Here is a 23,641-nt window from a genome sequence, read left to right as displayed (position 1 = left end):
GATTTAAAAGATAATACATTGTGAATAATTATAATGACATTAATTTAGACACGTATGTAGATAAAGTATAAATATATATAATATTAATGTAAGTAATTTTGTTGTTTATCATGTCCAAAAACACGTTGACAACAAATATAAAAGCATTTATAATTGTATGTGTTATGTTTACTTTGAGGGTAAAGTTATTATTTTTATAAACGGAAAAAAAATCTGAAAGGCGGTGCAACAGAATGAAAAGAACTTATCAGCCAAAGAAAAGACAAAGAAAGAAAGAACATGGTTTCAGAAAGAGAATGAAGACGTCTAACGGAAGAAACGTGTTAAGAAGAAGAAGAGCTAAAGGAAGAAATAGATTAACTCATTAATAATTAAAAAAGGCCGCTGCGAAAGTGGCCTTTTTGTGTAGAAACTATAATATTAGCTGTGTTTACGGAGGGTTTAAGATGGACTTTAACAGAACAAAAGGCTTGAAAAAAGACTCTGATTTTAGAAAAGTATACAAACACGGCAAATCTTTTGCAAATAGACATTTAGTAATGTATATACTGGATAATAAATCAGATGCTACTCGAGTAGGAATTTCAGTTTCTAAAAAGGTAGGAAAAGCGATTACTAGAAATAAAATAAGAAGAAGAATAAAAGAAGCTTATAGATTGAATGTTGATGAAAACATTAAAAGTGGATATGACATAGTATTTATAGCAAGAGTTGCTAGCAACGAAGCGGAATACAAAGACATTCAAAAATCTGTAAATAATTTAATAAAAAAAGCTAATATTAAACTGACTGAAGATTAAGTATTTGAACTTGGAGGGCTTAAAATTTGCAAAAAATAATATTTATATTAAAGGAAATAAATAGGTACTTATCGAAATTATGTATTTGTTTAGTTAAATTTTATCAAAAATTTATATCTCCTTTAAAAGGGCCTACCTGCAGATTCTATCCAACATGTTCACAATATTCAATAGAGGCATTTAGGAAGTATGGATTACTAAAAGGTATGTATTTAACGATAAAACGAGTGTCAAAGTGCCACCCATTTCATCCAGGGGGCTATGATCCTCTAAAATAAAAAAGATAATATACTCTAGGAGGTATAAACATTGAGCATTATAAATAACTTATTAGGATATGTTTTACGTATGATTTTTGAGTTTGTTAATAGCTACGGATTATCAATAATATTATTTACTATATTTGTTAAAGTATTATTATTACCACTAACTATAAAACAAACGAAATCAACAAAAGCAATGCAAGACATACAACCTAAAATACAAGACATACAAGAAAAATATAAGAATAAACCAGAAAAACAACAGCAAGAAATAATGAATTTATATAAAGAAGCAAAAGTTAATCCAGTAGCAGGATGTTTACCATTACTTATACAAATGCCTATATTAATTGGATTATTCGCAGTATTAAGACAACCATGGAACTTTGGAATTTTTCCAAGTCAAGCAGCGTTTTTCCAAGCAGATACAGGATTTTTATGGTTACAAAACTTAACAGAAACTGGTGGCTTAAGTATGGCTATACTTTCAGGGGCGAGTGCATATATAATGCAAAAGGTAATGATGCCAAGTGATCAACAACAAGGTTCAATGAAGACGATGACATATGTAATGGCAGCAATGTCTTTCTATTGGGGATTTACTTTCCCAGCAGGGGTAACGTTATATTGGACAGTAAGTAATTTATTCTCAATAGCTCAATACTATTTAGTAATGAGTCCTTTGAAAGCTAGATTAGCTATTTCTAAGGAGGAAGTAATTGATGAGCAAAAGCCTACAATTAAAAAGTAAGACAAAAGAAGAAGCTATAAACAAAGCAATATCTGAATTAAAAGTAAATTTAGAAGACCTAGAAGTTGAAGTTTTAGAACAGCCAACTAAAGGTTTTTTAGGGTTTATAGGAGCTAAAGAAGGTCTATATAGGTTTACAGTTATCGAAACAGAATTAGACATAGCAAAGAAATTTGTAGATAATATACTTAAAAACTCTAATATAGACGCTAAAGTAAATGTTACTCAAGAAAACAATTTAATCAAAGTAGACATAGAAGGTAAAGATGCAGCTTGCTTAATTGGTAGAAGAGGAGAGACTTTAGATTCTATACAATTCCTAACTGGACTAGCACTTAATAAAATAAATAAAGATTCTCATATGAGGGTACTTGTAGACATAGAAAATTATAGATCTAAAAGAGAAGAATCTTTAATAAGATATGCAAATAAAGTAGCTAGAGAAGTAGCTAAAACTAGAAAAACTAAAAGATTAGATTACATGAATCCTTACGAAAGAAGGATAGTTCATTCTGCTCTTCAAAATGATAAATATGTAAGCACATACAGCGAAGGAACTGATCCATACAGAAGATTAGTAATAGAGTATAAAAGATAAAACTTAACCTCCTATATAATAGGGGGTTTTATTTTTGTCATTTATTTTATATAATGTTAGGATTAAGGAAATAATTAAAAGTAGCGAGATTAAATAATAAGAGGTGATATATTTGTTTATAGATGATACTATAGCAGCGATCGCAACAGCACCTGGTGAAGGTGGTATAGGTATAATAAGAATTAGCGGAGAAAAATCACTTGAAGTTGCAGAAAAAGTGTTTAAATCTATGTCTGGAAAAAATATAAAAGAATATAGACAAAGAACGTTAATATATGGGAATATTGTAGATGATGGAAATATTATAGACGAAGTTTTATTAGCTTATATGAAAGGACCAAATTCATATACAGCTGAAGATGTTATAGAAATAAATTGCCACGGTGGATTTATTTCTGTAAAGAAAATATTAGAACTTATATTGTCGAAAGATGTAAGATTAGCAGATGCAGGAGAATTTACAAAAAGAGCATTCTTAAATGGTAGAATAGATTTATCTCAAGCAGAAGCTATAATAGATGTAATAAAGGCTAAAACAGATATGGCTCATGAAGTAGCACAAAATCAATTAGAAGGATCTTTATCTAATAAAATAAAAGAATTAAGAATGAACGTTACGGAAGTGTTAGCTCATTTAGAAGTCGCAATAGACTTCTCGGAAGAAGATGTAGAGGAAATAACATATCAAGCTCTTAAAGAAAAAGCTGAAAGTCTTAGAGTTGAAATTAAAAAATTATATGATACAGCTGAAAGTGGAAAAATACTTAGAGATGGATTAAAGACTGTTATAGTAGGTAAACCAAACGTAGGTAAGTCATCATTATTAAACTCTATCCTAGGAGAAAGTAGAGCAATAGTTACGGATATACCTGGTACGACTAGAGATGTTATAGAAGAGTTCGTAAATATTAAAGGTATACCTCTTAAAATAGTAGATACAGCAGGAATAAGAGAAACTGAAGATGTAGTTGAAAAGATAGGTGTAGAGAAATCAAAAGAATCATTCAATAGCGCTGATTTAGTCATAATGGTTCTAGATTCATCTAGAAAGCTTTCTAATGAAGATATTGATATACTAGAAAATCTAGAAAATAAAAAGACTATTATTTTACTAAATAAAACGGACTTACAACAAAAAATAGAAGAAAATAAGTTAAAACAATATGTTGATAGTGATAGCATAATAAAAATATCAGCATTACAGCACAAAGGAATAGAAGAATTGCATGATAGAATAGAATCTATGGTATATAAGGGAAGTGTTAAAAATACTTCTAGCGTAGTAATAACCAACTCTAGACATAAAGATGCATTACTAAGAGCATATGAATCTATTAATGATGCTATAAAGGCTATTGACCAAAATCTTCCATATGATTTTATAGAGGTAGATTTCAAAAATATATGGGATTACCTTGGATATATAAATGGAGATACTGTAAAAGAAGATTTGTTAGATACTATATTCAGTAATTTCTGTATAGGTAAATAAAAAAATAGATAAAGAATATATATAATTTATATGTTTTTCGTGAAACATTAATATTTAACAGAAAGGATACAAACATGATAAAGTTCGAAGCAGGGAAATATGATGTAATAGTAGTTGGTGCAGGACATGCTGGATGCGAAGCAGCTTTAGCAACTGCAAGAATGGGGCATAAGACATTAGTAGTTACTATGTCTTTAGATTCTATTGCGTTAATGCCATGTAATCCATCTATAGGTGGAACAGGAAAAGGCCAATTAGTAAAAGAAATAGATGCACTAGGTGGACAAATGGGTATAAATGCAGATAAGACATTTATACAAAGTAGAATGTTGAACACTGCAAAAGGACCGGCAGTACATTCATTAAGAGCACAAGCAGATAAATTTAAATACCATACTGAAATGAAAAAAACTATGGAAAATGAACCTAATATAGATATAGTTATGGATGAGGTTGTAGATATACTACATGAAGGAAATGTAGTTAATGGTGTAGTTACAAAACTAGGATGCGTATATGAAGCTAAAGCAGTTATATTAGCAACAGGAGTTTATTTAAATTCCAAAATATACATGGGAGAAGTATCATTCTATGAAGGTCCTAATGCATTAGGATATGCAAAACATTTAACTGAAGGATTAGTTAAATTAGGATTAAATATGAGAAGATTTAAAACTGGTACACCAGCTAGAATCCATAGAGATAGCATAGATTTTTCAGTTATGTCTATACAAGAAGGGGATGAAAAGGTAACACCATTTTCTTTCTTAAGTGATAATTTAAATATAAAACAAGAACCATGTTACTTAACAAGAACAAATTTAGTTACTCATGATATAATAATGAGTAACTTAAATAGATCTGCAATGTATGCTGGAAAGGTAGAGAGTACAGGGGCTAGATATTGTCCTTCTATAGAAGATAAGGTTGTGAGATTTAATGATAAAGAATCACATCAAATATTTATAGAACCAGAAGGAATAGATACTAAAGAGATGTATATCCAAGGTATATCAACTAGTTTACCTTACGAAGTACAATTACAAATGTATAAAAGTGTAGCTGGTCTTGAGAATGCTAAGATAATGAGACCTGCTTATGCAATAGAGTACGATTGTATAGATCCAACTCAATTAAAGATAACACTTGAGATAAAAGGTGTTGAAAATTTATTTAGTGCAGGTCAATTCAATGGAACATCAGGTTATGAAGAAGCTGCAGCACAAGGTCTTATAGCTGGTATAAATGCAGCTTTAAAGATAGAAGGTAAAGAACCTTTTGTACTTGATAGATCAGAGGCTTATATAGGCGTTTTAATAGATGACTTAGTTACTAAAGGAACTAATGAACCATATAGAATGATGACATCTAGATCAGAATATAGATTATATCTAAGACAAGATAATGCAGATATGAGACTTACTGAAAGAGGCCATAAAATAGGATTAGTTAAAGAAGATAGATACCAAAGATTTTTAAATAAGAAACAAGAAGTAGCAAGAGAATTAGAAAGATTAAAAACTGAAAGAGTAACTCCTAAAGAAGTAAATCATATTTTAATTGAAATAGGAGCATCTGAAATAAAAGTTGGAATATCTTTATATGAATTCTTAAAGCGCCCAGAAGTTACTTATAGTTTAATAGAGGCTATAGGAAAAGGTGCTGGAGAAGATGTATCTGATGAAGTAAAAGAACAATGCGTAGTAATGACGAAGTATGAAGGATATATAGACAAACAATTAAAACAAATAGACCAATTTAAGAAGCTTGAAAATAAAAAGCTTCCAGAAGTAATAGATTACTTATCTATAGAAGGATTAAGAATAGAAGCTAGACAAAAACTAAATGATATAAGACCTATATCTATAGGTCAAGCATCTCGTATATCAGGAGTTTCTCCTGCTGATATTTCAGTACTTCTTATATATTTAGAGCAAATGAGAAGGACTAGAGGTGGTAAAAATGAATAATAGAGATATATTAAAAAAAGGTCTTGAAAGTTTAGGAATAACAGCAAGTGACAAAATTCTAAATGACTTTAAAATTTACAGGGAAATATTAGTCGATTGGAATCAAAAAATGAATCTTACTGGAATAGAAGAGGAAAAAGAAGTGTACATAAAACACTTCTTAGACTCTGTTTCATCGGTAAAAAATAACTATATAAAGGATGGAGTATCGATAATTGATGTTGGTACTGGAGCAGGTTTTCCAGGAATTCCTTTAAGAATATGTTTAGAAAATATAAGCTTAACACTTTTAGATTCTTTAAATAAAAGAATAAACTTTTTACAAGAAGTAAGTAATACTTTAGAACTAGATAATATAGAGTTTATACATGGAAGGGCTGAAGATTTCGGAAAATCAGAAGAATATAGAGAACAATATGATGTTGCTACTGCAAGAGCAGTTGCAGGATTACCTATATTAATGGAATTCTGTGTACCTTTTATAAAGGTTGGAGGGTACTTTGTATGCTTAAAAGGTCCTAATGCAAATTTAGAATTAGAAGAATCTAAACCAGCTATGGAAGTTTTAGGAATAGAATTCATAGAGAAGATAGATGTAGAACTTCCAGAAACAGATTTAAACCATAATATATTAGTATTTAAGAAAGTAAGAAATACACCAGAAAAATATCCGAGGAAAGCTGGTAAACCAGCAAAAAATCCTATAAAATAAAATCTATTTTTTGTATAAAATCTATTATTTCTTAGGGAATAACTAAAAATATACTAAAAATAAAATAAAATAGAAGGATTATGTGAGTATATGAAGAAATATTATACTCATATGTATCTAATGCAGTATTAATTTGTAGGTAGTTAATGAAATTCAAATATATTTATATCTAATGAGAGAGGGATGTTATGGAAGATAAAAGAGTTATGGAGATACCTATAGGAAATATAGTTCCAAATCCATATCAACCAAGAAAAGTATTTTCACAAGCAGCACTAGAAGAACTAAGTAATTCTATAAAAGTTTATGGAATACTTCAGCCAATAACAGTTAGAGTTAAAGATGATAAATATGAATTAATCGCAGGAGAGAGAAGATTAAGAGCTGCTAAATTAGCAAATCTTCAAGCTGTTCCAGCTATTATAAATAACATGTCGGATGAATCTTCTGCTGTACTAGCGTTGTTAGAAAACTTACAAAGGGAAGATTTAAACTTTATAGAAGAAGCTATGGGGTATGAAAATCTAATAAAAGAACACGATTTTACTCAACAACAATTAGCTGAAAAATTAGGCAAAAATCAGTCAACTATAGCTAACAAGCTTAGAATATTGAGATTACCAAGTGAAATAAAAATAAATTTGGTAGAAAATAATCTAACAGAAAGACATGCTAGAGCACTTCTTAAATTACCTAATGAAGAATTAATGAGAGAAGTCTTAGATAAAGTAATAAAAAATGAACTAACTGTAAAAAAAACAGAAAAGTTGATAAAAGATATGTTAGAAGATTTACAAGCTACTCAAGAACCAGAAAAAAAACAAAATATAAAAGGTGCTATGGCTATAAGAATATATTTAAATACCATGAAGCAAGCCTTTGATGCAATAATAGGAACAGGAATTGAAGCTAAGTATAACGAGATAGATAAAGGGGATTATATGGAAGTTGTTGTAAAGATTCCTAAAAAATAAAAAGGTTACTGCTTCGCAGTAACCTTTTTTAAAAGAAATAAAAGGGGGAAATCTTATGAGCAAAGTAATAGCTGTGTTCAATCAAAAGGGTGGAGTAGGAAAAACTACGACAAATGTAAATTTAAGTGCAAGTTTAGGTAAAATAGGAAAAAAAGTATTAGTTTTAGATTTAGATCCACAAGGAAATACAACAAGTGGATATGGAATAGATAAAAGTAATGTAGAAAGTACAATATATGAAATTATGCTAGATGGACTAGACATCAAAAACGCTATACTTGAAACAGAATTTGAAAATGTGAATATAATTGCAGCAGCAACAGAATTATCAGGAGCTGAAATAGAGCTTACAACTATGGAAAATAGAGAATATATACTGAAAAATGCAATAGAAAACGTAAGAGAAGAATATGACTATATATTTATAGATTGTCCTCCATCATTAGGAATGCTTACTATAAATTGTCTTACAGCAGTTGACAGTGTTTTAATACCGATACAATGTGAATACTACGCTTTAGAAGGTGTTAGTCAGCTTATGGAGACTATAAAATTAGTTAAATCCAGACTTAATCCAAATCTAAACATACAAGGTGTTGTGCTTAGTATGTTTGATGGAAGAGCTAATTTGTCAATTCAGGTAGTTGAAGAAGTTAAAAAATACTTTAGAGGTAGTGTATATACAACATTAATACCAAGAAATGTTAGATTAGCAGAAGCACCTAGTCATGGAAAACCTGTGCTATACTATGATGCAAGATGCAAAGGAGCAGAAGCATATATGGACTTAGCAGAGGAATTCATAGATTTAGAGGAGGATATAATATAATATGGAAAAAAAATCACCGAAAAGAACGAATAGATTAGGAAGAGGACTTAGTGCACTAATACCTGACACTAAGGATGAAATAGAGAATAAAGAAATAGTAAGTATAGATTTAAGTAAAATATACCCAAACAATACCCAGCCAAGAAAGATATTTGACGAAGAAAAAATACAAGTATTATGCGAATCTATAAAACACTATGGAGTTTTACAACCAATAGTAGTAAAACCAGATGAAAATGGTAAATATATGATAATAGCAGGAGAAAGAAGATACAGAGCTTCAAAGATGGCAAAGAAAAAAGAAATCCCTGCAGTTATAAAAGATATACCTATGAAAGACATAATGGAAATTGCTCTAATAGAAAACTTACAAAGAGAAGATTTAAATGCAATAGAAGAAGCATTAGCATATAGGAGCCTAATAGAACATTATGAAGTGACACAAGAAGAAATCTCAGAAGCTGTTGGAAAAAGTAGACCTCATATAACCAATACTTTGAGACTATTAAACTTAGGTGAAAAAATCATAGAAATGATTGAAAATGGAAATTTAACAGCGGGGCACGGAAAGGCACTGCTTAGAGTATCTAATATAGATCTACAATTTGAATTAGCTAATAAAGTAGTTGAAGAAGAATTGTCAGTTAGAGAAACGGAAAGATTAGCTAAGAAGATATTTGAAAATAATACAAATGAAGTTAATAATAAAATAAAAAAGAAAGATATATTTATTGTTGATGTAGAAGAAAAACTAAGAAGTGTATTCGGAACAAAAGTAAATATATCAAAAGGAAAGAAAAAAGGAAAAATTGAAATAGAATACTATAATGATGATGATTTAAACAATATAATATCAATGCTTCTTGAAGAAAATTAGCATAAAGAGAGGAAAAACTATATGATTTACTTAGATAATGCTGCTACTACATACCCAAAACCTGAAAAAGTATATGAGGCTATTATGGATTGCATGAAAAATTATTGTGCTAACCCAGGTAGAGCAGGCCATAAACTTGCTATGAGAGCGGCAAGAGAAATATATGACGCGAGAGAAAATATAGCAAAACTATTCAATATAGATAATCCAATGAATATAGTATTTACAAATAATGCTACAGACTCATTAAATTTAGCTATTAAAGGTGTAGTTAAAAAAGGAGACCATATAATAACAACAAGTATGGAACATAATTCAGTAATTAGACCTATTAAAGCATTAGAAAAACATGGTATTAAAAATACCATAGTACAATGTGATAAAGATGGATTTTTATGTATAGAAGACTTAAAAAAAGCTATCAAGGAAAATACAAAATTAATTGTTACTACACATGCATCAAATGTAGTCGGTACGTTACTAGATATAAAGCAAATTGGAGAAGTTGCAAAAGAACATAATATATTATATTTAGTCGATGCATCTCAAACAGCAGGAGTATATGATATAAACGTAAAAGATGTAAATGTTGATATGATAGCAGCCCCAGGACACAAGTGCTTATTAGGACCTCAAGGAACAGGAATCTTATATATAAAAGAAGGATTAAATGTTAATATCTTAAAAGAAGGTGGGACTGGAAGCAAGTCAGAAGATTTATTCCAACCAGAATTAACACCTGATAAATATGAAGCAGGAACTCACAATACTCCTGGAATAGTAGGATTAAATGAAGGGATAAAATTTATCCTAGAAAAGGGAATAGATAATATAAGAATTCACGAAGAAGAGTTATGTAAATATATGCTAGAGAAACTTGAGGAAGTACCTAATATAGTTATTTATGGACCTAAAGATAGCAAGAAAAGAGCAGCCGTTATAGCTATAAATATTGGCAATATGGACTCTGGAGAAATAACATTTTTACTAGATAGTGAATACCAAATAGCGACTAGATCAGGAATACATTGCTCTCCTTTAGCGCATCAAACTTTAGGAACTTTAGAACAAGGTGTAGTTAGATTTAGTTTAGGATACTTTAATACTAAAAATGAAATAGATGAAGCTATAAAGGCATTAAAGGAAATATCTAATAATAATTAATATTAAATAAAAATAAGGTTCAAATGGTTTGATTACTATCTGAACCTTATTTTTTTGAAAATAACATTTGAATTTACAATATAAATAATCAAATTAGTAATAAAATACTGAGAATGCCAAGAAAAAGGATATTAAAAAATTAATGAAATTTACATAAGCACCGAAAATGCTACAAAATATGTAGTGTCTTTAATATAAATATAAGTTATAATTATAGTATAAGAAAATGGTTTCAAGGGGGGAGCAAAGTATGGATATTCTGAGTTTAGGAGAGAAAATAAAAAAATTAAGAAAAGAAAAGAACATGACATTAAAAGAATTAGCAGGGAATAGAATTACTGCAGCTCAAATAAGTCATATTGAAAGAGATAAATCTCATACTAGCTATGAATTACTAGATTACTTGTCAGAAAAATTAGAGGTAAGTACAGATTATTTATTAGAAACAAAAGAAATGCAGTCTAAAAAGATAACGGATAATCTAATACTGCAAAGTGAAATATATATTAAATCTAATGAATTAGAAAAAGCAGAACAATTAATAAATCAAGTATTACAAATATGCAAAGAATATAAATTAATAGATAATTATGGAAAGTGTAATTTTTTATTAGGAAGTATAAATCTAAAGAGACAAAATTATAACCTTGTAGTTGGTAATTTTGAAAAAGCATTATATTTTTTTATAAAGAATAATGATAAAGAAAATATATTTAAATGTTACTTAAACATAGGAAAGATATATGTCAAAGAAGAATTCTATAAAGGAGCTATAAGTCATTTTGATTTTGCAGAAGAAGTGTTATTAGAAAGTCAAATTGAGGATATGGATATACATAAAGATCTATATAGTAATATGGCTTATTGTCACATAAAGTTAAATCAATCTGATAAATCTCTAGAGTATATAGAAAAAATAAATAAAATTGATATGCAAAATAATGTGCAAGAAGAAGTAAATATGCTAGTTTTAAAGGCAAAAAACCTTTTAAATATAGGTAAGTATGATGATTCAAAAGAATGTTTTAAAAAAGCACTAGAATTACTAGAAGAAGAGGAAAATAAAACAGGAATAGCAAATGTTTATTTAACTATATGTGATATATACAAAGATTTAGGGGATATGGAAAAAGTTTTAGAGTATTCACATAAAGCTTATGATATAAAAAAGAATGATGAAGATGAACAGGCGATGAACAGTTTATATAAGATAATAGATGCCTACATAGAAAGTAAAGATTTTGATTTAGCTAAAAAATATTGTAAAATGGTGTTAGCATCATCAATAAAATCTAAGAATAAATTTAATGAGTATAGAGCTTTAAAATTATATTCAGATATGTATAGAATGCAAAATGAGAACATATTAGCTATAGAATATTTATCTAAGTGTAGTAGGATAATATCTGAGTTAGGTGATGACAAGACCCTAGCAAAAATATATATAGATTTAGGACAACTATACTCGGATATATCAAAAGAGAAAGAATTAGAATACTACCAAAAGGGAGTATCTATGTATAAAACTTTAGAAATAATATAATAAAAGGCTCTTAAAAGGGGCCTTTTGCTATACAATTAAATTCATCTATAAATATATAGAAAGAATCTATAGCAAGTGAAATTATATATATGATAGAATGAATGTGAACAATACAAAGGAGATGATATAGCGAATGTTAATAGAAATAGATGCAAGAGGCTTAGCATGTCCTAAGCCAGTTATAAATACAAAGAAAGAACTAGATAAACTACAAGATGGTATCATATTAGTTACAGTGGATAATTCAATAGCAAAAGAAAACATATTAAAACTATCAAAATCATTAAATTGTGAAGCTAAGATAACAAAAGAAGAAGAAGATTTAATCGTAATAGAGATAAAAAAAGGAAAAAATGTTATAATAGAAGATAAAAAAGATAATGAATTAGAAGATAAATGCATATTTATATCTTCAGATAAAATGGGAGAAGGAAATGATGAATTAGGCGAGGTGCTTATAAAAGGATTTATATACACGTTAACAGAAGCTAAACCTTATCCTAAATACATAGTTTTTGTGAATTCAGCAGTAAAACTTACAGCTCAGAATAAATCAACAATAGAAAATCTTAAGGTACTTGAAGAATGTGGTGTAGAAATATTATCTTGTGGTACATGCTTAGATTACTATAACCTAAAGGAAACATTACAAGTTGGTTCTGTTACCAATATGTATAATATAGTGGATATAATGAAAAATTCATCGCAAACTATATCTATATAGAACAATAAAGTAAGGCTACATATTGACTATGTAGCCTTACTTTGATAAAAAAATTATAAATAAAAATAGAGAAATTTACTTAAATAATAAACTATAAAAATAATCAATCAGAAAGAGGATATAAAAATGAATGAAATGTATATAGTATCATTTAACTCGACACATCATGCAATAAGATCAGATAAGTTATTTGCAGAGTGTGGTATAGCATCGACTACGCTACCAACACCAAGAGAAATAACTGCTAGTTGTGGAATATCAATTAGATTTTTATATAATGATATAAAAAATATAAAAGAAATTTTAAAAACAAATAATATAGAATATAAAGGAATATATAATATAAATAGATTAGAAGATGGAAAAAAAGAAGTAAATCAGATAGGATAAAAGGAGTGATGTTATATGCCTATGAATATTAACGTAGGAGATATTGTTGAACTTAAAAAACAGCATGCTTGTGGTTGCAAGGAGTTTGAAATAACAAGAACAGGAATGGATATAAAAATCAAATGCACAAAATGCTTAAGGGTTATTATGCTAGATAGACAAACATTAGAAAAGAGAATAAAAAAAATAATTGGTGAAAAATAAAGAAAATTCAGAAATATTAAAAATAAGTATCGCATTTTGTAAAAAGTTGCTATAATTAAAGTAGGGAAAACAATTTCAGGGGGTGCTTTAATTATGGCTATTAAATTTGCAAAGAGAATGGAAGCATTAAAAGGATCAGAAATACGTGAGCTTTTAAAACTTACAGAAAATCCAGAGGTTATATCTTTTGCTGGTGGATTACCAGCACCAGAATTATTTCCAGTAGAGGAAATGAAAAAAATAGCAACATTAGTTTTAGAAGAATCAGGAACTGCAGCTCTTCAATACTCTACAACAGAAGGATTTAATCCTTTAAGAGAGCATATAGCTGATAGAATGAATAGTAAAAATAAAACTAATGTTTCAAAAGAGGATATATTAATAACTAACGGATCGCAACAAGGATTAGACTTTGCAGGAAAAGTTTTTTTAGATGAAGGTGACGTAGTTTTATGTGAAAGTCCATCTTACTTAGGAGCATTAAATGCATTCAAAGCATATTCTCCTAAATTCATAGAAGTTCCAACAGATAATCAAGGTATGATGATGGATGAATTAGAAAAAATATTAGAAACAACTGATAGAATTAAAATGATATATGTAATTCCAGATTTCCAAAATCCAACAGGAAGAACATGGCCAATGGAAAGACGTAAAAAGTTTATGGAAATAGTAAATAAGTATGAAATACCAGTTATAGAGGATAATCCATATGGTGAACTTAGATTTGAAGGTGAAAACTTACCATCTTTAAAAGCTATGGATAAAAAAGGATTAGTAGTTTATTTAGGAAGTTTCTCAAAAGTATTCTGTCCAGGATATAGAATAGGCTGGACATGTGCATCTCAAGAAATATTAAACAAGTTTATATTTGTAAAACAAGGAGCAGATTTACAAGCATCAAGTATATCTCAAAGAGAAGTAAGTAAGTTCATGGATATATATGATTTAGACGCACACGTTGAAAAATTAAAAGAAGTTTATGGAAGACGTAGAGATCTTATGTTAAAGATGATGGCAGAAGAATTCCCAGAAGGATTAGAATACACTCATCCAGAAGGTGGATTATTTACATGGGTAGAACTACCAAGTCATTTAGATGCAAAAGTTATAATGCAAGATTGTTTAAAGAATAATGTTGCATACGTTCCAGGCGGATCATTCTTCCCTAATGGAGGAAAAGAAAATTGCTTTAGACTTAACTATTCAACTATGACTGATGAAAAAATAGTTGAAGGTATAAAGAGATTAGGAGCAGTTTTAAAACAATATATGCAAGTTGAAGTACAAGCTTAAGAATTGAATATTTAGATATATTAAAAAGGGTGGTCTAATGACCACCCTTTTTAGGGGAGATTGGGATGAAATATATTTAAGTTATGGGGGCTATATGTCTATATTATTAGCCAATATGATTGAATATATACGTATTAAATTCAAAAAAATTTGCAATAATACAAGAAGAGATGCAAAATCAAATTGACATTTATAAATAGTAATGATAAAATGTGTAAGTATGAGATTTTAATCTCATTTCTCTGCTCTACTTAGTAGAGCCGTTAAGTCCAAAGGGAGGTGAAAAATAATGAGAAATTATGAATTAGTTTTCGTAGTAAAGCCAAACACTGATGAAGAAGCAAGAGAAGCTGTACTTAACAAAGTTAAGGAAGTTGTTGCTACTGAAGGTGAAGTTGTTAAAGTTGACGTATGGGGAACTAAGAAATTAGCTTATCCAATAGCTAAATTCACTGAAGGTCACTACGTATTAGTTAACTTTAAAGCTGGTGTTGAAGTACCTAAAGAAGTAGATAGAAACTTAAAGATAAACGAAAACGTAATAAGACATATGATAGTTGTTGCTTAATAACTAGTTTTATTATGTAAAAGGCGGTGTTATTATGAACCATGTTGTATTAGTGGGTAGATTAACAAGGGATCCTGAGTTAAGATACATCGCGGGAAGTGGAACTCCTGTTGCTAACTTCGCAATAGCTGTTGACAGAGAATTCTCAGGTAAAGATGGGAAAAAAGAAACTGACTTTATAGATATACAAGTTTGGGGTAAATCTGCAGAGAATTGCGCTAATTATATAGGTAAAGGAAGTTTAGTAGCTATACAAGGTTCTATAAGAATAGATAGTTACCAAAATCAAGCTGGAGAAACTAGAAGAGTTACTAGAGTTAATGCTAACAGAGTACAATTCTTAGATACTAAAAATAAATCTGAAAGTTCATATAAAGGAAATCATCAAGGTTTCGAACCGAATTTTGAACCTAGCTTTGAGCCTAAAGGACTAGATCCTCAAGGGTTCCAAGCAATAGATGATGACGATATACCATTCTAAAAAGGAGGGAAATTACTATGATAAACAAAAAGAGACGTAAGAAAAAGAGAGTTTGTCAATTCTGTGCTTCTAAAGATGCTAGAATAGATTACAAAAACACTCAAAGATTAACAAAGTACGTAACTGAAAGAGGTAAGATATTACCAAGAAGAATCTCTGGAACTTGTGCTAAGCATCAAAGAGAATTAACAGTTGCAATAAAAAGAGCTAGAAATATAGCACTTTTACCATATACATTAGACTAAGAAAGGACGAGCCTTATGGCTCGTTTTTTTGTTTATCTGGTTAAATATGCTATGATTTATGTTATAATGTTTATATATTAAGGAGGGGGGCAACTGTGAGATTAGATAAGAGTTCCGATGTAACAAGAAATGTTAAGATTATGGAATGGATGAAGACAGAGTTGCTAATGAGTTTAGGTGATTTGTTTAATCTAATTTTAAAAGGGGTAAAGCCTTTAGATGAAGCGCTTCAAGATACTCTAGCGAATATAATAATGATAACGTATCTTTTAGCAAAAAGATTGGGGATAAGTTTTACAGAAATAGATTATAAGGTAAAAGAAAAGATAAAACTAGGGGTAAGCGAAAACCATAGTGTTGAAAGATGGTATGGTGACCTATCAGAGTTAAGAAAACATATGGACAAATAAGGAGTGAATCTAAATTGAATAATAAAGTAAAACTATCTCAAGCATCAATGATAGTTACACTAGGTATATTATTAGCTTTAATAACGGCATATGTTCCTATGCTGGGTATATTGAGTTTAGTAATACCAGTTCCTTATGCAATAATAGGTACTCTAACTGATAATAAGTATTCAGTATTATCTTTGATAATAACATTTTTTATACTTATGATTAGTGTTAACCCAATATATTCAGTTAGTATATGTATAATGAGTGTTTTACCAGGTATAGCTATAGGTAGTGTAGCTAAAGATCATATAAAATCAGGTCAATTTAATAAGTTTGAACCTGTATATATGGGAACAATTGCAGTGGTAATATCTATTATTATTTTCTATTTAGTGTCTAATGTAGTTTTTGGAACTAACATACTAGAAGATTTTATGAACATTATGAAAGAAGCCATGAACTCGCGAGTAGAAATTTTAAAAAGTGCAGGACTTAGTTTAGGAGAAAGTAGAGGAATAGAAGACTTTCTAGATATTATTTATAATATGCTTCCAACTATTTTATTTTTACAAGGTATGATAGTAGCATTTATTACATACTATTTGGAAGTATTTATTTTAAAAAGAATAAGAATATCAAATTTAGAAATGCCTAAATTTACAGATTTTTATTTACCAGGAAATGCTGTTACAACATCATTTATGTTATATCTGCTTGTTTTATTTATAGAGGTTATAGGGGTAAAACTTCATACAGATTTAATAATGATGAATCTACAATTAGTATTTAATTTTATGTTTATGGTTCAAGGAATATCAGTTTCTATATACTACTTTAAAAAATGGGTTAAGCAACATGAAAATAAAAAAGTATTTATATCAGGGTTTATCTTATATATATTTGGGTTTATGGGAATATCTTTTGTGGGAATGTTAGATAGTATAATAGACTTTAGAAAGGTAAAAAGTTATAAATCCACGTAGGAGGGTAGAAATGAGGAATAAACCGACCTTTAAAATAAATATGCCAGAAACAAATTTACACATATTAATTATAGGTATAGCGAGTACAGCATTACTTTTTTATGATTTTTATGTAGGATGTTTATTTTTCTTTATTTTTTTATATATAGTTTATCATAATTGGAGAATAACTAATATTAGAAGAAAAGAATGGAGTAAGTATATTCAAAATTTATCTTTAGATATAGATGAAACAACTAAAAAGGCTATAATGAATCTTCCAATACCTTTATGTATACTTGAATTTGATGGAAGTATATCATGGTACAACAATAAATTCCATCAGATGACAGAAGAAATAGATTTACTAGGCGTAAATATTGATAATATTGTAAAAAATCTAGATCTTAGAAAAGTATTGAATGAAAATAAAGAGATGTATACAGATATAAATTATAAGGGTAGAGAATATACTATAGTTTATAATGTTATAAAAAATAATCAAGAAAAAAATGCTAAATATTTAATGATGCTATACTGGTTAGATAAAACAGAATATCTAAACTTAGAAAAAAGATATAATGATGAAAAAAATGCAATGATGTTAATACAGGTCGATGGATATGATGATGTATTAAAAAGTGCGAATGAAGAAAAAAGACCCTTGATAAATGTAGAAATAGAAAAAATATTAACTTCTTTAGAAATAAGTTCAAAAGGTGGTCTAAAAAGGACATCAAAAGATAAATTTTTCCTTGTAATGGGTAAAAAAGAACTAAAAAAATTAGAAAGTGAAAAATTTTCTATATTAGATAAAGTAAGAAAAATAGATTATGGGAATAATCTTCCTGTAACAATAAGTATGGGTATCGGTGTAGACGGAGATACAATAAATGAGAATTTAAAACTTGCTTCGGGAGCTCTTGACCTAGCGTTAGGTAGGGGAGGAGACCAAGCTGTTATAAAAACTAAAGATAAGTTTATTTTTTATGGTGGAAAATCTAAGGCAGTAGAAAAAACTACCAAAGTAAAATCAAGGCTTATAGGTCATGCTCTAAGAGAAGTTATACAAGAAAGTAACCATGTATACATAATGGGACATAAATACCCAGATATGGATGCTATGGGCTCAGCAGTAGGAATATATGATATATGTAAATCATGTGGTAAGTCTGCAAATATAGTTTTAGATAATTCGAATGAATCAATAGAAGAATTTATTAAGAGATTAGATTGTTCAGATTATTATAAAAATATATTTATAGATCATGAAGATGCTATAAAGAATTGTACAAAAAATACTTTAGTGGTTGTAGTAGATACTCATAGACCAAACTATACTGAATGTGAAGAGTTACTAGATATATCAGACAAAGTGGTTGTTATAGATCATCATAGAAGAGGTGTGCAATTTATAAATGATACAGTTCTTTTATTCCATGAAATATATGTATCTTCTACATGTGAAATGGTTACAGAGTTAGTTCAATATATGGATAATAATGTTAAAATAAATAAATTAACCGCAGAAGGTCTATTAGCAGGTATAAGTTTAGATACTAAAAACTTTGCATTTAAGACAGGTGTAAGAACTTTTGAAGCTGCATCTTATCTTAAAAAAGTAGGAGCAGATACAATAGAAGTAAAAAAATTATTTAATTCAGATATAAAAGATTTTAGAACCAAAGCAGAAATAATACAAAGTGCTAAAATAATTGACGAAAATATATGCTTAGCGTATACTTCAACAGAAGCAGATAATATAAATATAGTTATAGCACAAGCAGCAGATGAATTATTAAATATAAAAGAGGTAGAAGCATCTTTCGTCTTAGGTAGGAAAGAAAATAAAGTATTTATAAGTGCAAGGTCATTGGGAAAAATAAATGTACATGTGCTTATGGAAAAACTAGGCGGAGGAGGGCACATAGATATAGCTGGTGCTCAACTAAAAGATGTTTCATTGCAAACTGCATACTCAATGGTACAAGATATAATAGATACATGTTTGAAGGAGGAAAACTAAGATGAAAGTTATACTATTAAAAGATGTAAAAGGAACTGGAAAAAAAGGAGAAATGAAAGAAGTAAGTGATGGATACGCAAGAAACTTCTTATTAGCCAAAAAATTAGCTGTTGTAGCGGATAATACAGCAGTAAAAGAGTTAAAAGAGAAAAATAAATCTCAAGAAATAAAGGCTCAAAAAGAGTACGAAGCGGCAGTAGAACTAGGAAAGAAAATGGAAGAACTAAATATAGTTATATACTCTAAATCTGGAGAAGGTGGAAGATTATTTGGTTCAATAACTTCAAAAGATATAGCAGAGCAAGTAAAAAAACAACATAACATAGAAGTGGATAAGAGAAAAATATCATTAGATGAACCAATAAGAGTTTTAGGTTCAAGATTTGTAGAAATAAAAATACATCAAAAAGTAGTTACTAAAATAAGAGTTGATGTAAAAGAGAAACAATAGACATACACTAGAGGTGATAAATAATGGAGGATATGACAAGAATTCCTCCACATAGTGTGGAATCAGAACAGTCTATATTAGGAGCTATATTACTTGATAAAGATGCCATGATAACAGTCAGTGAAACTATAATGCCAGATGACTTTTATAAGGAAGCGCATAAAATCATATATGAGTGTATGATAAAGTTAAGTAATAAGAGTGAGCCTATAGACTTAATAACATTAACAGAGGAATTAAGAAAACAAGGATATCTAGATGATGTTGGAGGAATAAGTTATATAACGAGTCTCTCTACTATCGTACCAACTACATCAAATGTAAAATATTATGCTGATATAGTAAAAGAAAAATCAGTTCTTAGAAAGCTTATAAAAGCATCTAATGACATAATAAATTTAGGGTATGATGCATCAACAAAAATAGAAGATGTATTAGATAGAGCAGAGAAAAAGATATTTGATATATCTCAAGAAAAAGCAAGTGATGATTTTAAATCTATAAATTTAGTACTAATGGATGCTTATGATATGATTGAGCACCTATATAGTAGTAAAACTGAAATGACGGGTATAACAACTGGATTTACAGATTTAAATAAAAAAATAAATGGTTTACAAAGAACAGATTTGATACTAGTTGCAGCTCGTCCAGCGATGGGTAAAACTGCATTCTCCTTAAATCTTGTTCAAAATGCTGCATTAAAAGGTGATGCATCAGTAGCTGTATTTAGCTTAGAGATGTCTAAAGAACAGTTAGTACAACGTATGTTATCATCACAGTCTAATGTTGAGCTTAAAAAACTAAAAACAGGAAAATTAGGCGAAAATGATTGGCCAAGAATAATTGATGCTATGGCAGTTTTATCTAATGCTAAAATACATATAGATGATACTCCAGGTATAAAAATATCAGAGTTAAGATCAAAATGCAGGAAATTAAAGATAGAACAAGGTTTAGATTTAATACTTATAGATTACCTTCAACTTATGGAGGGAGAAGGTAATAATGAAAGTAGACAACAAGAAATATCTAAGATATCAAGATCTTTGAAAATAATAGCCAAAGAACTTAACTGCCCTGTAGTTGCATTATCTCAGTTATCTCGTGCACCTGAGCAAAGAGCTGACCATAGACCGATGTTATCGGACTTAAGAGAATCGGGAGCTATAGAACAAGATGCAGATATAGTTATGTTTTTATATAGAGATGAGTATTACCATCCAGATTCAGATAGAAAAAATATTGGTGAAGTAATAATTGCAAAAAATAGACATGGTGAAACTGGAGCGGTAGAATTAGTTTGGCTTGGAGAAGTTCAAAAGTTTGCAGATAAATCTAGAGATATGTAAGAAAAATTACCCACAATTATCCACAAGATATACTTTTGAAACACTCGAATTATGTGGATATATGTACAAAGATAAGTAGAAGTATTGAAAAATAGATAAAAATTTATCCACACTATCCACAGATAGCCTGTTGATAAATGTGAATAAGTAGAAAAAGCAAGCTATTAGCTTGCTTTTTTATTTATAAATACAAATTTTTATGGGGGAAAAATGTGTTGAATATAAATGTATTATATATATATCCAGAAATAATAGAAATAAACAAAGAAATAAATTTATTTAGAATAATTGATAATAATATAAAAGAATCAATAGTGGTTTACTGTATAAAAGAAAAAGATAACTATAAGGTTGTTATGATTAATACTATGTCTGGAGAAACTAATGAAATTTTTAATGTAAAAAATATAGATGAATTGGACATATTAATAAATAAGTTTAAAATACTAGAAAAAGAAATTATACCAATGAATAATCTAGAAAAAATAAAAAAATGCATATTAAACTCGTTATCAAATTAAAAAAGTTTGAAAATATATCGAATGTTTGATAAAATATATTGGTAAAGTGTTCGAATATCTATAATAGAGGTGAATTATATGAAAACAGTAGCAGTTGTAGGATCTCAATGGGGAGACGAAGGTAAAGGTAAAGTTATAGATTACCTTGCTACACAAGCGGATGTAGTAATAAGAGGACAAGGCGGAAACAACGCTGGACATACATTAGTTGTTGGAGGAAAGAAATTTGCTCTAAGATTAATACCGTCAGGAGTTTTAAATCCTAACACAGTAAATGTAATAGGAAATGGTATAGTATTTGATCCTAAAGGATTTTTAGAAGAAATAGAAATGCTTAATAAAGATGATGTAGATACAAACAATATAAAGATAAGTGATAGAGCTCATGTAGTATTCCCATATCACAAAGAATTAGATGCTTTAGCAGAAGAAGCTAGAGGGGATAATAAAATAGGTACTACTAAAAAAGGTATAGGTCCATGTTACATGGATAAAACTGAAAGATCAGGAATTAGGATATGTGACTTAATGGATAAAGACATATTTGCAAAAAAATTAAAACCTCAAATAGAAGCTAAAAATAAATTAGTTACAAACATATATGGAAAAGAAGCGATGTTTGACTTTGAAACTATATATAATGAGTATTTAGAATATGCAGATAGAATAAGACATTATGTAGCAGATACATCTGTAATAGTTTACGATGCAATAAAAGCAGGTAAGAAGGTATTATTTGAAGGTGCTCAAGGTACATTACTTGACTTAGATTTAGGAACTTACCCATTCGTTACTTCTTCACATCCAATATCAGGAGGATTTGCAGTTGGAGCTGGTGTAGGTCCTAACATGATAAAAGACGTTGTAGGTATAGTTAAAGCATATACTACAAGAGTTGGAGAAGGTCCATTCGTTACAGAATTAGACAACGAAATCGGAGAAAAAATAAGAGTTCAAGGTAATGAATTTGGTACAGTAACAGGAAGATCAAGAAGATGTGGTTGGTTTGATGCCGTTATAGTTAGATATGCAGCAAGAGTAAATGGATTGACAAGTATATCTTTCATGTTATTAGATGTATTAACTGGATTCGAAAAAATAAATATATGTACAGCTTACAAAATGGGAGATAAGATAATAAAAGACTTCCCTGCTTCATTAGAGGATTTAGCTAAGTGTGAGCCTATATACGAAGAATTAGATGGATGGAATGAAGATATAACTTCAATAGAAAACTACGATGATCTTCCTGAAAATGCTAAAAAGTATATAGCTAGAATAGAAGAATTAATCGGAGTAAGTGTTGATATGGTTTCAGTTGGACCAAAGAGAACACAAACTATAATAAGAAAAAATGTTTTTTAATTAAGTGTTTATTTAAAGGTTTAGATAAATAAATCATGATACTCAATTAATATATGATAAAAATGGATTTTATTAAAATGTATACATAAATTATTTTGATAAAATCCATTTTTTATTTTAGCAAATTAAATTAAGTTGCAGCATTTGTAAATCCCATATTTAAATAATTTTATAAAAAAAGTAAAAATTTATAAAAAATTGTTGACTTAGAATAAAAAAGCTAATATAATAATCTTTGTGAGCAAGAGATATGAAGAAATTCGAGAAAAGCTGACATAAAATTCAAAAATATGATCCATTAGCTCAGTCGGTAGAGCACCTGACTTTTAATCAGGGTGTCCCGCGTTCGAGTCGCGGATGGATCACCATTTTTAGGCCCATTGGTCAAGCGGTCAAGACACCGCCCTTTCACGGCGGTAACAGGGGTTCGATTCCCCTATGGGTCACCAATTAAATATGCGGGTGTAGCTCAATGGTAGAGTTCCGGCCTTCCAAGCCGGCTGTGAGGGTTCGATCCCCTTCACCCGCTCCAGATTAAACTTATGGGACTATAGCTCAGCTGGGAGAGCACCTGCCTTACAAGCAGGGGGTCACAGGTTCGAGCCCTGTTAGTCCCACCATTATGCGGCCTGGTAGTTCAGCTGGTTAGAATGCCAGCCTGTCACGCTGGAGGTCGAGGGTTCGA

General features: G+C 29.3%; 27 protein-coding genes and 4 tRNA genes. All 31 read left to right on the top strand.

What is annotated here, in order from left to right; genetic code table 11:
* Window positions 1-233 precede the first annotated feature (233 nt).
* A complete protein-coding gene (rpmH, locus tag VLM92_RS15160; RefSeq protein WP_042277507.1) occupies window positions 234-368 on the top strand; it encodes a 50S ribosomal protein L34 in 135 nt (44 codons plus the stop codon).
* Window positions 369-446: 78 nt separating this feature from the next.
* Window positions 447-800, top strand: a complete 354-nt coding sequence (rnpA, locus tag VLM92_RS15155) for a ribonuclease P protein component (protein WP_325277157.1) — start codon at window positions 447-449, stop codon at window positions 798-800.
* A gap of 26 nt (window positions 801-826) precedes the next feature.
* Entirely contained in the window at window positions 827-1,078 is a 252-nt protein-coding gene (yidD, locus tag VLM92_RS15150) for a membrane protein insertion efficiency factor YidD (protein ID WP_325277156.1), read from the top strand.
* A gap of 31 nt (window positions 1,079-1,109) precedes the next feature.
* Window positions 1,110-1,814 carry a YidC/Oxa1 family membrane protein insertase gene (locus VLM92_RS15145; RefSeq protein ID WP_325277155.1) on the top strand — a complete coding sequence of 235 codons (705 nt, stop codon included), beginning with the start codon at window positions 1,110-1,112 and terminating at the stop codon, window positions 1,812-1,814.
* Window positions 1,786-2,412 (top strand): RNA-binding cell elongation regulator Jag/EloR, encoded by a 627-nt coding sequence (gene jag / locus VLM92_RS15140; protein WP_325277154.1) that lies wholly within the window; start codon window positions 1,786-1,788, stop codon window positions 2,410-2,412. The genes VLM92_RS15145 and jag overlap by 29 nt, the downstream gene beginning before the upstream one ends.
* 112 nt (window positions 2,413-2,524) lie before the next feature.
* Window positions 2,525-3,904, top strand: a complete 1,380-nt coding sequence (gene mnmE, locus VLM92_RS15135; RefSeq protein ID WP_325277153.1) for a tRNA uridine-5-carboxymethylaminomethyl(34) synthesis GTPase MnmE — start codon at window positions 2,525-2,527, stop codon at window positions 3,902-3,904.
* A 74-nt stretch (window positions 3,905-3,978) separates the two neighbouring features.
* Entirely contained in the window at window positions 3,979-5,874 is a 1,896-nt protein-coding gene (gene mnmG, locus VLM92_RS15130; RefSeq protein ID WP_325277152.1) for a tRNA uridine-5-carboxymethylaminomethyl(34) synthesis enzyme MnmG, read from the top strand.
* Complete coding sequence (gene rsmG / locus VLM92_RS15125; RefSeq protein ID WP_325277151.1) at window positions 5,867-6,586, top strand: 16S rRNA (guanine(527)-N(7))-methyltransferase RsmG; 720 nt, start codon at window positions 5,867-5,869, stop codon at window positions 6,584-6,586. Before mnmG ends, rsmG begins: the two co-directional genes overlap by 8 nt.
* A 188-nt stretch (window positions 6,587-6,774) precedes the next feature.
* Entirely contained in the window at window positions 6,775-7,560 is a 786-nt protein-coding gene (gene noc, locus VLM92_RS15120; RefSeq protein WP_325277150.1) for a nucleoid occlusion protein, read from the top strand.
* A 55-nt stretch (window positions 7,561-7,615) separates the two neighbouring features.
* Window positions 7,616-8,389 carry an AAA family ATPase gene (locus tag VLM92_RS15115; protein WP_325277149.1) on the top strand — a complete coding sequence of 258 codons (774 nt, stop codon included), beginning with the start codon at window positions 7,616-7,618 and terminating at the stop codon, window positions 8,387-8,389.
* A gap of 1 nt (window position 8,390) precedes the next feature.
* Complete coding sequence (locus VLM92_RS15110) at window positions 8,391-9,266, top strand: ParB/RepB/Spo0J family partition protein (RefSeq protein ID WP_325277148.1); 876 nt, start codon at window positions 8,391-8,393, stop codon at window positions 9,264-9,266.
* A 21-nt stretch (window positions 9,267-9,287) separates the two neighbouring features.
* Window positions 9,288-10,430 (top strand): aminotransferase class V-fold PLP-dependent enzyme, encoded by a 1,143-nt coding sequence (locus tag VLM92_RS15105; RefSeq protein ID WP_325277147.1) that lies wholly within the window; start codon window positions 9,288-9,290, stop codon window positions 10,428-10,430.
* 250 nt (window positions 10,431-10,680) lie between these two features.
* Complete coding sequence (locus VLM92_RS15100; RefSeq protein ID WP_325277146.1) at window positions 10,681-11,973, top strand: helix-turn-helix domain-containing protein; 1,293 nt, start codon at window positions 10,681-10,683, stop codon at window positions 11,971-11,973.
* 133 nt (window positions 11,974-12,106) lie between these two features.
* The gene (gene yedF, locus VLM92_RS15095; protein ID WP_325277145.1) at window positions 12,107-12,697 is read left to right on the top strand and encodes a sulfurtransferase-like selenium metabolism protein YedF; all 591 of its coding nucleotides are present in this window, start codon (window positions 12,107-12,109) and stop codon (window positions 12,695-12,697) included.
* Between the two features lie 126 nt (window positions 12,698-12,823).
* On the top strand, window positions 12,824-13,087 hold the full coding sequence (locus VLM92_RS15090; protein WP_325277144.1) for a DUF3343 domain-containing protein: 264 nt from the start codon (window positions 12,824-12,826) through the stop codon (window positions 13,085-13,087).
* A gap of 15 nt (window positions 13,088-13,102) precedes the next feature.
* Entirely contained in the window at window positions 13,103-13,291 is a 189-nt protein-coding gene (locus VLM92_RS15085; RefSeq protein WP_325277143.1) for a DUF951 domain-containing protein, read from the top strand.
* A gap of 93 nt (window positions 13,292-13,384) precedes the next feature.
* The gene (locus tag VLM92_RS15080) at window positions 13,385-14,587 is read left to right on the top strand and encodes a PLP-dependent aminotransferase family protein (RefSeq protein WP_325277142.1); all 1,203 of its coding nucleotides are present in this window, start codon (window positions 13,385-13,387) and stop codon (window positions 14,585-14,587) included.
* Window positions 14,588-14,876: 289 nt separating this feature from the next.
* Complete coding sequence (gene rpsF / locus VLM92_RS15075; protein WP_325277141.1) at window positions 14,877-15,155, top strand: 30S ribosomal protein S6; 279 nt, start codon at window positions 14,877-14,879, stop codon at window positions 15,153-15,155.
* 34 nt (window positions 15,156-15,189) lie between these two features.
* Window positions 15,190-15,636 (top strand): single-stranded DNA-binding protein, encoded by a 447-nt coding sequence (locus tag VLM92_RS15070; protein ID WP_325277140.1) that lies wholly within the window; start codon window positions 15,190-15,192, stop codon window positions 15,634-15,636.
* Between the two features lie 17 nt (window positions 15,637-15,653).
* Entirely contained in the window at window positions 15,654-15,881 is a 228-nt protein-coding gene (gene rpsR, locus VLM92_RS15065; protein ID WP_042277459.1) for a 30S ribosomal protein S18, read from the top strand.
* A 95-nt stretch (window positions 15,882-15,976) separates the two neighbouring features.
* Window positions 15,977-16,291, top strand: a complete 315-nt coding sequence (locus VLM92_RS15060; RefSeq protein WP_325277139.1) for a MazG-like family protein — start codon at window positions 15,977-15,979, stop codon at window positions 16,289-16,291.
* 14 nt (window positions 16,292-16,305) lie between these two features.
* Window positions 16,306-17,262 (top strand): YybS family protein, encoded by a 957-nt coding sequence (locus VLM92_RS15055; protein ID WP_325277138.1) that lies wholly within the window; start codon window positions 16,306-16,308, stop codon window positions 17,260-17,262.
* A gap of 10 nt (window positions 17,263-17,272) precedes the next feature.
* Window positions 17,273-19,267 (top strand): DHH family phosphoesterase, encoded by a 1,995-nt coding sequence (locus tag VLM92_RS15050; RefSeq protein WP_325277137.1) that lies wholly within the window; start codon window positions 17,273-17,275, stop codon window positions 19,265-19,267.
* A gap of 1 nt (window position 19,268) precedes the next feature.
* Entirely contained in the window at window positions 19,269-19,718 is a 450-nt protein-coding gene (rplI, locus tag VLM92_RS15045) for a 50S ribosomal protein L9 (protein ID WP_325277136.1), read from the top strand.
* 23 nt (window positions 19,719-19,741) lie between these two features.
* On the top strand, window positions 19,742-21,070 hold the full coding sequence (gene dnaB / locus VLM92_RS15040) for a replicative DNA helicase (RefSeq protein ID WP_325277135.1): 1,329 nt from the start codon (window positions 19,742-19,744) through the stop codon (window positions 21,068-21,070).
* A gap of 215 nt (window positions 21,071-21,285) precedes the next feature.
* Window positions 21,286-21,591 carry a hypothetical protein gene (locus tag VLM92_RS15035; RefSeq protein WP_331681791.1) on the top strand — a complete coding sequence of 102 codons (306 nt, stop codon included), beginning with the start codon at window positions 21,286-21,288 and terminating at the stop codon, window positions 21,589-21,591.
* A 78-nt stretch (window positions 21,592-21,669) separates the two neighbouring features.
* Window positions 21,670-22,956: an adenylosuccinate synthase gene (locus tag VLM92_RS15030; protein WP_325277133.1), complete on the top strand. Its 1,287-nt coding sequence runs from the start codon at window positions 21,670-21,672 to the stop codon at window positions 22,954-22,956.
* 292 nt (window positions 22,957-23,248) lie between these two features.
* Window positions 23,249-23,324 (top strand) — tRNA-Lys (locus VLM92_RS15025).
* Between the two features lie 6 nt (window positions 23,325-23,330).
* Window positions 23,331-23,405: transfer RNA gene (locus VLM92_RS15020), tRNA-Glu, on the top strand.
* Between the two features lie 9 nt (window positions 23,406-23,414).
* Window positions 23,415-23,488: transfer RNA gene (locus VLM92_RS15015), tRNA-Gly, on the top strand.
* A gap of 12 nt (window positions 23,489-23,500) precedes the next feature.
* Window positions 23,501-23,576: transfer RNA gene (locus VLM92_RS15010), tRNA-Val, on the top strand.
* Window positions 23,577-23,641: the final 65 nt, after the last annotated feature.

The organism is Romboutsia sp. (genome assembly GCF_035470145.1).
Lineage (GTDB): Bacteria > Bacillota > Clostridia > Peptostreptococcales > Peptostreptococcaceae > Romboutsia_D.
Note: the sequence above shows the minus strand (reverse complement) of the source record. Positions and strands in the feature narration are given on the sequence as shown.